This window comes from Bacillus sp. GZB, assembly GCF_001975995.1.
Taxonomy (GTDB): Bacteria; Bacillota; Bacilli; order Bacillales; family Bacillaceae; genus Bacillus; species Bacillus velezensis.
Genome location: NZ_MTQG01000016.1, coordinates 420,523 through 436,194 on the forward strand (window position 1 = coordinate 420,523; position 15,672 = coordinate 436,194).

The following is a 15,672-nucleotide window of genomic DNA, read 5'->3' on the forward strand; positions in this document are numbered from 1 at the left end:
CCAATCACCTCTGAGTATGCTTGAGCTTAATGGCTCCTGTTAACGATTCTGAGAAAATCGAGAGATGCTGATCATGGCCTTGATTTGATGCCAGCATCAGTTCTTTTTGAATGGTATCATTCTTTTCCTTTAAAATTTCCGCATCAATCAGCTCATGGCTGAGAGAGCCGAGATTGCTTTTCAGCTCCGCTTTCACCGCCGAATCATCAGGCAGAGCGATATCCACGTTTCCGGTCGTCGTTTTCGTGTAGATGGAGCGGCAGTTCGGCGCTGTCACGGTAAGCATGATATTGCCGTTAAAGCTTTGAACGTCAATGGATTCACTCGATCCGCGCAAATCAATCAAGCCGTTGATCGTTTCCGCTTCAATCGCGCCGCATTGATGTCCGGCCAGCTTGATTTGTCCGTTAGCCGTTTCCGCCGACGCTTTATCAGCCGTCAAATGAGAGAATGACAAAACGCCGTTTGTCGTTTTCGCCGAGAATTCTTTTACATGTAAATGTTCCCCTCTGATCGGTCCGTTAAACAGCTTCACTCTTATCTTATCGTACTCTTTCTGGGGAACATAAAGCGTAACATTGGTTTTCATCGTTTTCTTTTCCGTGCGGACAAAAAACTTATTGCCCTTCACTTCACACTCAATATGCTGAAGAAATGCGGTGCGCGCCGCCTCCTGACTGTCCGCCCGGTACACTTTGGCCTGGCACTCCGCTCTGATATCTTCATCCGCCCACGGCACGATATTGACGCTGCCGTTTGCGATCTGCATATCAATGGCCGAGAATTCACTGTCTTTAAATTGAAAAATATGCTGCACTTCGTGTGCGTGGCCGAAATTCAGATCAAGATCCGCTTCCTTCACTTTTTTGACGGCAGAATCAATCCAGTCGAACAGCTTCGCCCCGAGCGACGGCTTTTGGCTTTCTTTTGCCCCGCTTTCGAAATCTTCCGCAGGTTCCTGAACCTCCGCAGATAATGCGGTGATCTGCTCTTCTTTTTCTTTATATTCATGATCCAGTTTTTCAATGAGCGTCAGTGCTTCCTGCGCCGTCAGCATCCCGTCTTCCACAAGCTTTAAAATCCGTTCTTTCTCCTGTTTCATACAAAACTCCTCCCCCGACTTTTCTTACACCTGGCGTAACACCTTAATTCCCTGCACGATATTCCAAATGACCATTCCGATGAGGATCAGAAAATAAACAGCTGCTCCTGTTATCATAACAAAAACGGGCACCATACTCTCCCCCTGGGCCGTAATCAATCCGCCGACAACACCCGCGGTCACAATCAGCAAGCCCGCAAACGGAATGATATGGGAAATCAGAGCGCGCATGGCATGCCGCTTCGTCTCTTTTTCATCGACGACAAAATAAGCCACAATCGGAAGAATGAGCGGCGCGAGAAACACGCTGAAATAACAGATTGATGCGATAATCGCTTGATTTCGGTTCAATAAAAACACTCCCTGTGCCGTGATGTAAAAAACCCTTCCTTATACATACGTATGACGAATGAGCGGGTTTCATTTTCATGCTAAGGACATGCTTCGTTATACGTAATTTTTGGTTTCAGAGATTTCACTATAGAATCTTTTCCCCGAACCGATTACAATATGTAACAAAGCCTGACCGTATGCAAGGAGGACATACAAATGGAGAAAGATCCCGAAAACGCCCAAGTAACGGAAGAGAGTCTTCGAAATTTAATTCGCGAACAGAAAAGAATGAACAGCGAAATGCTGGCTGAATTGGAACAGATCAAAGCAGCCCCTCTTCCCATTTCCCATGATATCCAATATATAAAAGTGCTGCTGGACAGCAGCAGCACCCATATTCTGCAGGACTTAATGCATTTAAGCAGACAGCTTCCCCAACAGAAAAAAAGCCTGTAACAACAACAGCCCAAAACCGATGAGTTTTGGGCTGTTTTTATTGATCTATTACGTGGCTGCCGTTTCTTTTTCGGCCAGCAATGTTTTCATCCGTTTTTTATCGCGTTCCATTACCGGTTTCAGATAGCGGCCCGTATATGATTCTTTCACTTCGACAACTTCTTCGGGCGTCCCGGAGGCTACGATCATGCCGCCGCCCGCTCCGCCTTCAGGTCCCAGATCGACGATGTAGTCCGCCGTTTTAATGATATCGAGATTGTGTTCAATGACCAAAACGGTATCACCGTTATCGACGAGTCTTTGAAGCACAACTAAAAGCCTTGCGATATCATCAACGTGGAGGCCTGTCGTCGGTTCGTCCAGAATATACAGCGTCCGGCCGGTGGAACGCTTATGCAGCTCGGAAGCGAGCTTGACGCGCTGCGCTTCTCCGCCTGACAGCGTCGTCGCCGGCTGGCCGAGCGTCACATACCCGAGTCCGACATCGGCAAGCGTTTGAAGCTTGCGTTTGATTTTCGGGATATTTTCAAAGAAAGACAGAGCATCTTCCACCGTCATATCCAGAACGTCGGAAATGCTTTTTCCTTTGTATGTGACCTCAAGCGTCTCCCGGTTGTAACGTTTGCCGTGGCACACTTCACACGGAACGTACACGTCAGGAAGGAAGTGCATCTCAATTTTGATGATGCCGTCGCCGCGGCAGGCCTCACAGCGCCCGCCTTTTACATTAAAACTGAACCGGCCTTTTTTATAGCCGCGCACCTTTGCTTCATTTGTCTGCGCGAATACATCGCGGATATCATCAAACACGCCCGTGTAAGTTGCCGGATTTGATCTCGGTGTCCGGCCGATCGGCGCCTGGTCGATGTCGATCACCTTATCAAGATGGTCAAGGCCTTTGATTTCTTTATGGCTTCCCGGTTTCGCTTTGGCTTTATGAAGCTTTTGCGCAAGCGCCTTATGCAGAATTTCATTCACAAGCGTGCTTTTTCCGGAACCGGATACACCTGTCACCGCCGTAAAAGTGCCGAGCGGGAATTTGGCGTTCGCTTTTTTCAGGTTGTTTTCTGATGCGCCTTTGATTTCAATGAACCGGCCGTCAGGCTTTCTTCTCTCCGGAGGCATCGGGATGAATTGAGCCCCTGACAAATAACGTCCGGTCAGAGAATCTGCATCATTCATCACTTCTTCAGGCGTCCCCGCCGATATGACGCGGCCGCCGTGAATGCCGGCGCCCGGACCGATATCTATCAAATAATCGGCAGCCATCATCGTATCTTCATCATGCTCCACGACAATCAGTGTGTTGCCGAGATCCCTCATGTTTTTCAGCGCGCTGATCAGACGGTCATTGTCACGCTGGTGAAGGCCGATGGACGGCTCATCAAGAATGTACAGGACGCCTGACAAACGGGAGCCGATCTGCGTCGCAAGCCTGATACGCTGGGCTTCTCCGCCTGACAGCGTTCCCGCCGCCCTGCTCAGCGTCAGGTAATCAAGCCCGACTTTATCTAAAAAGCTGAGCCGCTCCACAATCTCTCTTAAGATTAAATCGGCAATCTGCATATCTTTCTCAGACAGCGTCATGTTTTTGAAAAATTCCAGCGCATCGCCGACGGAAAGCTCGGTAATGGTGCCGATGTGGCGCCCGTTGACCAAAACGGCAAGCGCTTCTTTCTTCAGCCGGTAGCCTTTGCACGTCGGGCACGGCTTCTGTGACATGTACTGCTCCATCTGTTCACGGATATAATCGGAGCTTGTCTCTTTATACCGTCTCTCAATATTGCGCAGCACACCTTCAAATTCAATTTCATTTTCGCGCACTTGTCCGAAATCATTCTCGTATTTAAAGTAGATCCGTTCATTGCCGCTGCCGTACAGCACTTTATCAAGCTGATGCTTCGGCAGGTCTTTGACCGGAGTCTCCATATCAATGCCGTAATGGCGGCAGACCGCCTGAAGCAGCTGCGGATAATATTGTGAACTGATCGGCGTCCACGGCGCGATGGCGTGTTCCTTTAACGACAGTTCAGGATTGGGAATGACGAGCTCAGGGTCCACTTCCAGCTTCAAGCCGAGACCGTCGCAAGTCGGGCAGGCGCCGAACGGGCTGTTAAACGAAAACAGCCGGGGTTCAAGCTCCCCGATAGAAAAACCGCACAGCGGACAGGCGTGATGCTCGCTGAACATCAGCTCTTCCTGACCGATGACATCTATCATGACACGGCCTTCCCCTAAGCGGAGCGCGCTTTCCAGTGAGTCGGAAAGCCTGGCGGCAACCCCTTCCTTGACGACAATCCGGTCAATGACTACTTCAATGGAATGCTTTTTGTTTTTTTTAAGTTCAATATCGTCGGAAAGCTCGGCCATTTCTCCGTCAATCCGCACCCTTACGTAACCTTGCTTTCTGATTTGGTCAAGCACTTTGACATGGGCGCCTTTTCTGCCTGAGATGATCGGCGCAAGCACTTGAAGCTTCGTCCGCTCCGGATATTCAAGAATCCGGTCAACCATCTGTTCGATCGTTTGCGACGTAATTTCAATGCCATGCTCCGGGCAATGCGGCTTCCCGACCCTCGCGTACAGCAGCCGGAGATAATCATAAATCTCCGTTACCGTTCCGACGGTTGACCGCGGATTGCGGCTCGTCGTTTTCTGATCAATGCTGATCGCCGGAGAAAGCCCTTCGATCGCATCAACGTCCGGCTTATCCATCTGCCCTAAAAATTGGCGCGCATAGGCAGAAAGCGATTCAACATACCGCCTCTGTCCTTCCGCGTAAATGGTGTCAAAGGCAAGGGATGATTTTCCCGATCCGGACAGCCCCGTCACGACGACGAGCTGATCCCGGGGAATCGTTACATCAATGTTTTTTAAATTGTGCGCCCTTGCGCCTTTCACCTCGATCCGGTCAATTGCCATGTGTTCATCATCCTTCCGCTTTAAGCTCTAACAGTAAATCACGAAGCTCTGCCGCCCGCTCGAAATCAAGCGCTCTGGCCGCTTCTTTCATTTCGTGCTCCATTTGCTCAACGACTTTCTGGCGTTCTTTCTTCGTCATCTTCGCCAGTTTAGGCGCGGCTTTTGTTTTATATTCTTCTTTATCCTCAGCGGCCTGCGTCGCGCGGATCACATCGCGGATTTCCTTATTGATCGTTTGCGGCGTAATGCCGTGAATTTCGTTAAAGCGCTCCTGCTGTTCCCGGCGGCGCTTCGTTTCATTAATCGCGATTTCCATCGAATTCGTGATTTTATCGGCATACATGATGACGCGGCCTTCCGCGTTTCGTGCCGCCCGTCCGATCGTCTGAATCAGCGAACGTTCAGAACGGAGGAAGCCTTCTTTATCCGCATCGAGAATGGCGACAAGTGACACTTCCGGAATATCAAGCCCTTCCCTCAGCAGGTTGATGCCGATTAACACATCATGTTTTCCGAGGCGGAGGTCACGGATGATTTCAATCCGTTCAAGCGTCTTAATCTCGGAATGCAGATAATTGACCTTGATGCCGATTTCCTTGAGGTAATCGGTCAGATCCTCTGACATTTTTTTCGTTAAAGTCGTCACGAGAACGCGTTCATTCCGTTCAATCCTCGCCTGAATCTCGCCGATCAGATCATCAATCTGTCCTTCGATCGGACGGACGTCAATGAGGGGATCGAGGAGTCCCGTCGGTCTGATGATCTGCTCGATCATTTCCGGCGTATGCTCAATTTCATACGGTCCCGGAGTCGCCGACACGTACACGATATTGTGCATATGCTTTTCAAATTCCTCGAATCGGAGCGGACGGTTGTCAAGCGCTGACGGCAGGCGGAACCCGTGATCGACAAGCACCTGTTTTCTCGCCTGGTCACCGTTGAACATGCCGCGCACCTGCGGAATCGTCACATGTGATTCATCAACGACAATCATGAAATCGTCCGGAAAATAATCAAGCAGCGTATACGGCGTAGAGCCCGGCGGACGGAGCGTCAAATGTCTTGAATAGTTCTCGATCCCTGAGCAAAAACCCATTTCCCGCATCATTTCAAGATCATACCTCGTCCGCTGCTCAAGCCGCTGCGCTTCAAGGAGCTTGCCGTTTTCGCGCATCACTTTCAAGCGCTCCTCAAGCTCCTGTTCAATATTCAGAATCGCTTTTTCCATCTTTTCCGCCCGGGTGACGAAGTGGGAAGCCGGGAAAATCGCGACATGGTCACGGTCGCCGAGAATTTCTCCGGTCAAAGCGTCGACCTCTCTGATCCGCTCAATTTCGTCTCCGAAAAATTCCACTCTGATACAATGTTCGTCACGGGAAGCCGGGAAGATTTCCACAACGTCTCCGCGCACGCGGAACGTCCCGCGCTGAAAGTCGATGTCATTGCGGGCATACTGGATATCCACAAGCTTTCTCAGCAGCTCGTTCCGCTCAATCTCCATTTCCGGTCTGAGCGACACGACCATTTCCCGGTATTCTTCAGGCGAACCGAGACCGTATATGCATGACACACTCGCGATAATAATGACATCTCTCCGTTCAAACAGAGAGGATGTCGCGGAGTGTCTCAGTTTATCAATTTCATCATTAATGCTTGCGTCTTTCTCTATAAAAGTATCCGTTTGAGGCACGTACGCCTCCGGCTGATAGTAATCGTAATAGCTGACAAAATATTCGACAGCGTTGTTCGGGAAAAACTCCTTAAACTCGCTGTACAGCTGTCCGGCAAGGGTTTTGTTATGGGCAATGACCAGTGTCGGTTTATTCACTTCTTTAATCAGATTGGACACGGTAAAGGTTTTGCCCGTCCCTGTCGCACCCAGGAGAGTCTGGTGTTTTCTGCCTTCCTGTATGCCTTTGACAAGCTTCTCAATCGCTTGCGGCTGATCTCCCTGGGGCTGATATTTCGAGACTAACTCAAAACGATCTTTCACAAAAAAGCCTCCGTTTCTTTACGAAATCTTCCTATTGATATAGTAACACAATGACGGGCAAAATCACTAAAAATACGAACTAAAGTTCGATGGTTTATTTTTACCAAGTCAATTTTTGTATAAAAAACCTGCTTTTATGGCGTAAAAGCAGGCATTCTATTTCATATTCACCATGTCAGGCATTGTCTTTCTTTTTGTCTGCTTCTTTTTTGGCCATGTACAGCCCTCCGGCCACCAGCGATACGACATCCAATCCAACGATAAAATACGTTTCGGTGTAACCCTTTAAATAGGATGCGAAAAGCAGTGCGGCTGTGAGAGCGATCGCCACATAGTGGTTAAACGTGACGCGCGTAAAAAGGACAACCAGCATAAAAGGGAAACATAATGCAAAAACGGCTTTTGTAATCACAAAAACCCTCCTCGGGAATTCTTCATCTCATCTGATTATAGTAAAAAATGAAGAATCGGACAATCGTTCCCCTGCTATCACAATACCCTTTTTCGGCAGTCTTCAATCATCTGTCAAAAAAATTGTGAATATAAATCCATTGAACCATTAACCAGATGAATCGAATTACCTTTCTTCAACCGAAAGGATGAGAAGGTTTAGGTCTTTGTATCTTTGACAGTTTCTTCCTCCATCTTTACAATGTAATGATAGTGTTTACTATCATTTTTTTGGATGAAGAAAAAAAGGGGGTCATACCGCATGTATTCAGTGCGATTTCAAAAAGCGGAAGAATCGAGCCGCTCTGCAGGAGCAAAAGGAATGAACCTGATTAAACTGACGAAAAACGGGCTGCCCGTTCCCGGCGGTTTCATCATTCAGACGAATGCCCTGACGCGTTTTATGGAAGACAACGGACTTCAAGCAGATCAGGAACAGATGGAGCGCGCCATTATGAACGGCACGTTTTCAAAAGAGCTTCGGGAGGAACTGACCGCGTCGTTTTATGAATTGAGAGAATCATACGCCTCTGTCGCCGTACGTTCCTCCTCCGCATCCGAAGATCTTGAAGGGGCTTCTTTCGCGGGCCAGTACGAAACCTATTTAAATATCAAAACAGAAGAAGAGTTTCTCGGAAAAGTGAAAGAATGCTGGGCATCCTTCTTCTCGGCGCGGGTCAGCGGTTATAAAGAGAAAATGAACAATGACACCGCAGAACCGTTAATGGGCGTTGTCGTGCAAGGGCTTATCAATTCCGAGGTTTCAGGAGTCATTTTCAGCCGCAACCCCGTCACACATGATGACGGAGAGCTGATGATCAGCGCGAGCTACGGTCTCGGAGAAGCAATCGTCTCCGGCAGCGTGACGCCCGACACATTTATCGTCAATAAAGACACATTTCAGATTGAAAAAGAAATCGGCTTAAAAGAAATGTATATCGTTTCTAAAGACGAAGGCGTGACGGAAAAAGAGACGTCCGCTGACATGAGAAACCGCTTCTGCCTTGATGACGAGAGCGTCAAAGAGCTTGCCATGCTGACGATAAAGACGGAAGAACTGTACGGTTATCCCGTGGATCTCGAATTCGGATTTGCCGAAAATAAGCTGTATCTGCTTCAGGCCAGGCCGATTACAACGATCGTGCAGGATCAGAAAGCGGCAGACGAAGAACGGGAATTTATCATGACGCCCCGAGATCAGAAAGATTTTTGGCTCAATATGGAGGCCAATATAGAAGGCCCCGTCAGCCCGTTATTCGCCTCACTCATTGTGCCGGCTTTGGAATACGGCCTCAAAGAGAGCACGAAGACATTCCCTGTAATGGGCATCGAAATCGAGCGTGTCAAACTTCATCAGGGCCGTGTTTTTTCCAGACAGCATAAGACGGACGACAAGCTGCCCGCAGAACAGTTAGAAGCGCTTTTCCCCGTTTTGGCTGACCGTATGTACGATATTATTCAGGAAACCTTTCTGCCTTTTTATCAAAAGCTGGACGAACTGGCGCATACAGACCATACGCCGGAGACTGCCCTTGATGCGTTCCGAAACCTGCAAGACTTCTATTTAAAAGGATACGCAGAACATTTCAATATTGTCTTTCCGCAGGTTGCGTTAAACATGATACTGGAATCTATGTACGGACAGGTTGAGAAAGAAAACACCTCCCTTCTGTATGAAATGCTGGCTGGCGTCATGAATAAGTCATTGGAAACCGACAGACAGCTCTGGCTGCTTTCCGGACAAGTAAAAGACAGCCCTGAGCTGCGGCGCGTCTTTACGGTTTCTCATGCCGACGAGCTGCATCAGACGCTTCTGCAATCAAATGAGGGAAAGCGCTTTCTCGAACAAGTCGGTGAATTTTTACAGGAATACGGCTGGAGATCCGTGAAAAGTCATGATCTCATTGAAGAAACTTGGGCGGAAAACCCTTATTTCGCTTTGGCCAACATTCAGAACTATGTCCGGAACGGATACGATTTTGACAGTGAGTTTCATAAAACGATAGAAAAACGAAAACAGCTCTACGCCGACTTTATGGATAGAATTGAAGATGACGGCTTCCGGGAGACGTTTGACCGCTATTATCAGTGGACATTGTCTTCATCCGTCATCAAAGATGATCACCATTTTTATATTGATGCGATGCTGGACGCTAAAGCGCGCCTTTGCCTCCTGAAAATCGGCGAGCTGCTTCAAAAACAAGGCGTAATCGATGATCGGGAGGATATGTGGTACTTATACAGCGATGAAGTCGAGAAAGCGCTCGTGTCGCCGGTTCCGATGCAGGAAAAAACCGCTGAACGAAAACAGCTCTTCCAGCAATATCAATTGCTTGAAGCCCCCGCTTATCTCGGGACTCCGACTTCGGAACAGCTGAAAACGGCTGAACAGATTACCGGCTCCATCACAGAAGATGAAAAAAACACTGAACATCAAATTTACGGACTTGCGGCGTCAAGCGGAATCGCAAGCGGCCCGGTGAAAGTCATTCGTGACGCAAGTGAATTTTCCCGTTTTTCAACAGGAGACGTGCTTGTCTGCAAAATGACGACACCGCTGTGGACCAGTCTGTTCCAGGATGCAAAGGCCGTCATTACGGACACGGGCGGCATCCTGTCACATGCGGCGATCATCGCGAGAGAATACGGGCTCCCGGCCGTGCTCGGCACACGTGCCGCGACTGACAGGCTCAACGACGGAGATATCGTCACGGTGGACGGGACAAACGGCAAGATTACGATTGTCAAACGCGCTTCATGCTAGGTTTCCCTCTTTATTGACGGCCAAGGCGGGTGTATACTTGTCCTGCCAGTATTTACGCGAGGTGAAACATGTTGAGGACGACGAACAAGAGAATTATTGACGCCGCGATGAATCTGATCATCCAAAAAGGATACCGCGCAGCGACAACAAAGGAAATCGCAGAAAAAGCAGAAGTAAGCGAAGCAACGATTTTCCGTAATTTTAAAAACAAACAAGGATTAATGAAAGCCATGATTGAACAGCAGACGCCGGCTCCGGAAAGCATGATCACCAAGGCGGAAGGCGATTTGTATGAGGATCTTCTTCATTTCGCCGCGACCCTTCTTCAGCAATTGGAACAAAAAAAAGAAGTATTCCGCATCTGCCTGCGCGAACCGGAACTATTCGAAGACGTCCTGCAGGATATTGTCGTATATCCGCAATCCGTGAAAAAGCATTTAATCGTTTACTTTAAGGAGCTGACAAAGAAAAATATGATAAGCCCCGGCAGCGAAGAAGCTAATGCAGACGTCTTTATGACGATGATTTTCGGTTATTTTATACACCGGCTGCAGCTGGGGAAAAGAGTCATTACTCTCTCTGAGGAAACGATGCTGAAACACAGCACTGAGATTTTCATGAAAGGCATTACCGGCCGGTCATTTTCCGGCTCCAAGGAGGATGAAGGATGGGTTCAAAGAAAGAATGGGCGCTGATTGTTTCGCTTTTGCTGGGAGCCATACTCGTTCCCATCAATTCTACGATGATCGCAGTCGCCCTTTCATCCATTTCCCGCTCATTCAGCGAATCAATTGCCAGCATCACATGGGTAGTGACCGTGTATTTAATCGTGATGGCCGTGACACAGCCCATTGCCGGCAAACTCGGTGATATGTACGGAAACAAAAAAATGTATTTATGGGGCGTCGGCCTTTTTCTCATCGCATCATTGGGGTGCGCCCTCTCGCCAAGTCTTTTCTTATTGATTTTCTTTCGGGCGCTTCAGGCTGCCGGCGGCGCTTTGCTTACGCCAAACAGCATCGCCATCATCCGCCATGTCGTGTCTGAAAAACGGCTTCCGAAAGTATTCGGCTTTTTCGGCCTCGGTGCCGGGCTGGGCGCGGCTCTCGGTCCGTTTATCGGCTCTCTTTTAATTGAGAGCTTCAGCTGGCATTCGATCTTTTGGGTCAACATTCCGTTTCTTGCGATCGCACTCGTGACGGCATTAGTGATGTTTCCTAAATATAAAGAAGAAACGTCTGACGCTCCGCTTGATATCATCGGGTCCGTTTTGCTTGCCGGAAGCATTGTATCTATTATTCTTCTGACGAAAAATGAAAGCTCTTTGGGCTATTGGGTGTACGCGCTGCTCATTCTCATATTTGTTCCGCTATTTTTCAGGCGGGAGCTGCGCACGAAACATCCGATTATTGATTTTGACCTGTTTAAAAACACGACCTTTACGAGCGCCAATCTGTCGGTTCTATTAAGCAATTTAATGATGTACGCCGTGTTATTGATTATGCCGCTCTTTATGACCGGCCACTTCAGCATGAATACGTCGCACAGCGGCATGGCGCTGTCAGTCTTTTCTGTTTTCATGTCCGCCAGCAACTGGGGCGGAGCTCAGCTGCATCAGAAATGGGGCGCGCGAAGAATGATTTTTCTGTCCTTCGGGCTGATGGCCGTAGCCAATCTCTTATTTCTGCTTTTGGTTTATTCCCATTCCGTTCCGTTTCTTATGGCATCGCTTATTGTCGGAGGCATCGCGTCAGGTGCGGGGCTGACGAGCATGCAGGTATCTTCTCTTGCGACGGTAGAACCGGGCATGTCCGGCATCGCATCCGGGATTTTCTCCACCTTCCGTTATTTCGGAAGCATTATTTCTTCAGCACTGATCGGTTTAATCTCCGGGTTTCATATTCTGTTTATCATATTGATCGGAGTTTCTGTGATCGGCTTGTTCGTATCGCTTGGTATCAAGTCCGGGGAAACCGTTCAGACGAAAAAAAGCCATTCGGCGTAAACAAAAAAAGGTTCCGTGAGCACCCGCTTTCCGGAACCTTTTCCAGTTTTCCTTCTTATTTTTCTCTCTCAAAGTGTCACCGCAATGCCGTTGCAATGTAAATGGCTGAGAGTTCCGATCAAGTTCGGCGCTTACATCGTAATCCGGCCGTAAAAAAAGCCCGGCCGCCGTGTTGTTAGCGGCACCGGGCTTTTTTATAATGCTGTCATTTCTTCGTGCTCGTGTTCATCCTGCACGAATAAAATACCTAATTCATGATGTTCGCCTTCATAGGACGCGCGCTGATCAAACCGGATCTCACCATTCAGGCCGATGATCTCCATTTTTACAAATGCGCGGTTTTTTTGAAGTGCTTCATAAAAATCCGATACATGCTTCACGGGGATGCCGTTTACTTTCGTAATAATCTCACCGATCTTCAGCTCAAGATCGTCCGCGGGTGTATTCGGAATGATGCCGAGCACCATTAAACCCTGATCCCGCTTAGAGAAATAAAACGGAGCGGCGTTATCGTTCAGCCGCTGTCTCAATGATAAAAACAGGCGTCCGAGCACCGCAATACAAGCGGCAGCTCCGGCAAGCGGAGTCCACCAAAGGGCCGCTGCCCCGAATGCGGTCACGATAACCCCGAGAATCATGACACGTTTCGCTGTTATCCTTATGCTGACTTCCGGAAGTGACCCCTGCACACGCTGTCCGAAGCCGGCGATATAAGGAATCCAGATCAAATGGAAAGAGCCGCCCGGCACGGTAAAGACAGGCCACCAAGAAAGGTGTGACTCAAGCCCGCTGCCCGGCACCAATAAGAAAAGCGGAAGCAGCCATGCGCGATTCGCCAATTGTCGGCCGATGGGCAGGCCTCTGCTGCTGACGACAAGCGCCGGAGATGTTTTCAGATGCGCTGAACGGCAGGCAGCCGCTCCCTCCGTGATAATCAAAAGGCCCATAAACACGGCCGCCGATGCCCAATTCACGCCGAATGCCTGCGGAAACCGATCCGCAAACGGCACTGTGTGGGTATACTGAAGGATAAACGCAATGAACATGCCGGCGCTGACAATATAAGCTGAGGACAGCCAATTCATACGGAACGTCAGCGAAGCCAAAGCCGTCACAGCCGCGATTATGCCGAGAAGACCGAATGGAATCGAAATTCCCAGTCCAAAAAATAATATGGAGAGAAGAATACCCGGTATAAGTCCTTTTATGTATGTAAAGATAAGCTCGTCATACATATCCGCGATTTTTGTATGAAACGTATGGCGTTCACGTTTGATCCGCAAATATCCGCATGCGAGACTTATGATGATAAAAAACCAGAATATCGGGTGCAAAAAAAACAGACCGATACTTTTCAGAAGTTCAATTCCCCATTGAACAGACACTGCTTTCACCGCCTCAAGCCAAACATTTTAATTCTATTCTACCAAATAATCATTGGCTTGAATATCTCAAACGTCTATCTCTCTTCCGTCATCCACAATGTTACATTTGAGAGAGAGAAATCTTTCAGATAGTGGTCAACCTCCACCTCGATCACGCCGCTGATCAGGAGCATGGACCGCTTAATATCCGTCAGATTGATTCCTAAACGTTTATGGTTTTTCATTAAGTAAGTGAAATAATGCTTCGCACACTCTTCATTAATTTCGTGAACGCATTCAACATTTGTGTAATTGACCAGGTATCTGCTGAACAGCATAAGAAGACTTAGTGCTTTTGTTGATGAAAATGTGACGTCTTTTGTTCTGTCTTTTAGTTGTTCCACTAATTCATAATATTTCTTTTCACGCACAATACTTGCCCTCTTCAATTGTGAACCCCCATTTTTTTATCCAGATAAGCACGGGTGATTACAGCTGCCGTGCTGAAGCGCCGCAAACACTTCTGCTTTCGATACTGAAATGCAGCTGCCAAACTAAAACTGTTCTCTATTAGAACCTTCTTTTATTGTAAGAACTAAAACTGACTGAGGCAACTTTCAAAAGTTTCATTTTGAATACATATTAACTCGGCATAAAGTCTCTCTTCTCTATAAATATCGGGTAATGTTTGTCCTTTATAAATGTTTAAATGTGAAAATTTTTTTAATATCTTGTCAAAACCGACATAATTATATGTCTTTTAGTTCATTTTTAGGGTGTGACAAAAGAAACAGGAGACGTAAAAAACGCCTCCTTTTCATTTATTTTACAAATAATGATTTTAACGCCATTTGCAGCTGTAAATCATTTTTTTCGTCAGATTTCTGTTCATTCATCAGCTGATTCATTTTTTCCGCTGTCTTTTTATCAATGACCGCTGTTTTATCAAGCTTGTACCGGTCTTGAAACGCCAGAACGGCTTTTTTCATTGTTTTGCTGAAATAGCCGTCTGCTCTGCCCGGGTCGAAGCCTAGGCCTTTCAGCAGGATTTGGGCGTGCTTGACATCCGCGCTGTTCATATCAGGCTGAAGCGGCTGTTTCAGCTGAAGCGGTCCCGCCGCAAAATAATCCGGCTGGCTCACAGCGATTGTCGGAGCAATGCCTTTTTTGTGAATCCAATTGCCTTTCGGTGTCAGCCATTTGTAAAGCGTCAATTTAATGTTGCTCCCGTCTCCCATAGGCACGGCCTGCTGAACCGTTCCTTTACCGAAAGAAGTGTCACCGACAACGTCATAATGTCCCGCTTCTTTTAACGCACCCGCAAGAATTTCTGAAGCGGAGGCGCTTCCTTTATCCGTGATGACATTGACGGGATACGGCTTCTTATTTTTTAAGGTTGAGAAATATTGTTTTTTATCGCCGTTACGCTCCGCAATTTGGATATACGGCATGTCTTTTGTGATGAAATGCTTTAAAATTTGTTCGACGCTTTGAAGATAGCCGCCGGGATTCCCTCTTACATCAAGGACGAGACCGTCAATCCCTTGTTTTTCAAGCTTTTTCAGCGCCGCGGCGAAGTCCTGGGCGGTATGCTCGGAAAATGTCGATATGCCGATGTAGCCGACATGATGACCGCCTGATTCTTTGCGGGAAGCAAATACGGTTTCAAGCGGGATTTCCGCTCTTTTAATCCGGAATGACAGCTGTTTATCAGTACCCGGACGCTGTATTTTAATAGAAACCTTCGATCCTTTTTTTCCTCTGATTTTCAGCACGGCTTCATTTAAACCTTTCCCGTTCATTGACTCACCGTTTATGCTGATGATTTCATCATTCGGCTTGAGTCCCGCTTTTTCCGCCGGAGATTGCTTAAACGGTGATACGATAATGATTTTATTGTCCTCCATTCCGACTTCAGCGCCGATCCCTTCGAAAGAAGAATCAAGAGAATCGGAAAACTGCTTAGCGGTCTGCTTGTCCATATAAACGGAATAAGGGTCGTTTAATGTAGACAGCATCCCCTGAATCGCTCCTTCAAGAAGCTTTTCTTTATCTACATTTTCCACGTATTCGTTCGAGATCAGCTCATATGCTTTTTCGATTTTTTCCATTGCCCGGCTTCTTTCTGCGTCTGTTGAATTCGGCTGTGCCGCCCCGGCAATATGGGCTCCGCCGCACATGATGCTGACGGCAGCTATCACTGCGATCATTTTCTGCTTCATCGTTTACCTCCTCTTAGTCCTTTTACGAAAACCTGGAGATAGTATGTGTAAATTGCAAAGA

12 protein-coding genes are annotated in these 15,672 nt (G+C 47.8%); 4 read left to right on the forward strand and 8 right to left on the reverse strand.

What is annotated here, in order from left to right; genetic code table 11:
• Positions 1-4: 4 nt before the first annotated feature.
• Positions 5-1,102 (reverse strand): DUF4097 family beta strand repeat-containing protein, encoded by a 1,098-nt coding sequence (locus tag BXO87_RS07935; RefSeq protein WP_076851304.1) that lies wholly within the window; start codon positions 1,100-1,102, stop codon positions 5-7.
• A 24-nt stretch (positions 1,103-1,126) separates the two neighbouring features.
• On the reverse strand, positions 1,127-1,453 hold the full coding sequence (locus BXO87_RS07940) for a hypothetical protein (RefSeq protein ID WP_003151444.1): 327 nt from the start codon (positions 1,451-1,453) through the stop codon (positions 1,127-1,129).
• A gap of 198 nt (positions 1,454-1,651) precedes the next feature.
• Between BXO87_RS07940 and BXO87_RS07945 the strand changes: the two genes are divergently transcribed.
• Positions 1,652-1,891, forward strand: coding sequence for a hypothetical protein (locus tag BXO87_RS07945; protein ID WP_003151443.1), 240 nt, complete (start codon positions 1,652-1,654; stop codon positions 1,889-1,891).
• Positions 1,892-1,939: 48 nt separating this feature from the next.
• Here BXO87_RS07945 and uvrA read toward each other — a convergent pair whose 3' ends face one another.
• From uvrA to BXO87_RS07960, 3 genes are all read right to left on the reverse strand, one after another.
• Positions 1,940-4,813 (reverse strand): excinuclease ABC subunit UvrA, encoded by a 2,874-nt coding sequence (gene uvrA, locus BXO87_RS07950; RefSeq protein WP_076851305.1) that lies wholly within the window; start codon positions 4,811-4,813, stop codon positions 1,940-1,942.
• 7 nt (positions 4,814-4,820) lie between these two features.
• Positions 4,821-6,806 carry an excinuclease ABC subunit UvrB gene (gene uvrB, locus BXO87_RS07955; RefSeq protein WP_015387640.1) on the reverse strand — a complete coding sequence of 662 codons (1,986 nt, stop codon included), beginning with the start codon at positions 6,804-6,806 and terminating at the stop codon, positions 4,821-4,823.
• Positions 6,807-6,981: 175 nt separating this feature from the next.
• The gene (locus BXO87_RS07960) at positions 6,982-7,218 is read right to left on the reverse strand and encodes a CsbA family protein (RefSeq protein ID WP_003151438.1); all 237 of its coding nucleotides are present in this window, start codon (positions 7,216-7,218) and stop codon (positions 6,982-6,984) included.
• A gap of 300 nt (positions 7,219-7,518) precedes the next feature.
• Between BXO87_RS07960 and BXO87_RS07965 the strand changes: the two genes are divergently transcribed.
• The 3 genes from BXO87_RS07965 (at position 7,519) to BXO87_RS07975 (ending at position 12,025) form a co-directional block, all read left to right on the forward strand.
• The gene (locus tag BXO87_RS07965) at positions 7,519-10,020 is read left to right on the forward strand and encodes a PEP/pyruvate-binding domain-containing protein (RefSeq protein ID WP_038460012.1); all 2,502 of its coding nucleotides are present in this window, start codon (positions 7,519-7,521) and stop codon (positions 10,018-10,020) included.
• 71 nt (positions 10,021-10,091) lie between these two features.
• Positions 10,092-10,715, forward strand: a complete 624-nt coding sequence (locus BXO87_RS07970) for a TetR/AcrR family transcriptional regulator (protein ID WP_038460014.1) — start codon at positions 10,092-10,094, stop codon at positions 10,713-10,715.
• The gene (locus tag BXO87_RS07975) at positions 10,688-12,025 is read left to right on the forward strand and encodes an MFS transporter (protein ID WP_022553858.1); all 1,338 of its coding nucleotides are present in this window, start codon (positions 10,688-10,690) and stop codon (positions 12,023-12,025) included. Before BXO87_RS07970 ends, BXO87_RS07975 begins: the two co-directional genes overlap by 28 nt.
• Before the next feature lie 194 nt (positions 12,026-12,219).
• Here the strand turns inward: BXO87_RS07975 and minJ are convergent, their stop codons facing one another.
• The 3 genes from minJ to ctpB form a co-directional block, all read right to left on the reverse strand.
• A complete protein-coding gene (gene minJ / locus BXO87_RS07980; protein ID WP_038460018.1) occupies positions 12,220-13,410 on the reverse strand; it encodes a cell division topological determinant MinJ in 1,191 nt (396 codons plus the stop codon).
• A 74-nt stretch (positions 13,411-13,484) separates the two neighbouring features.
• Positions 13,485-13,838 (reverse strand): swarming motility protein SwrAA, encoded by a 354-nt coding sequence (gene swrA / locus BXO87_RS07985; RefSeq protein WP_014305920.1) that lies wholly within the window; start codon positions 13,836-13,838, stop codon positions 13,485-13,487.
• 372 nt (positions 13,839-14,210) lie between these two features.
• The gene (ctpB, locus tag BXO87_RS07990; RefSeq protein ID WP_373692066.1) at positions 14,211-15,569 is read right to left on the reverse strand and encodes a carboxy-terminal processing protease CtpB; all 1,359 of its coding nucleotides are present in this window, start codon (positions 15,567-15,569) and stop codon (positions 14,211-14,213) included.
• Positions 15,570-15,672 lie beyond the last annotated feature (103 nt).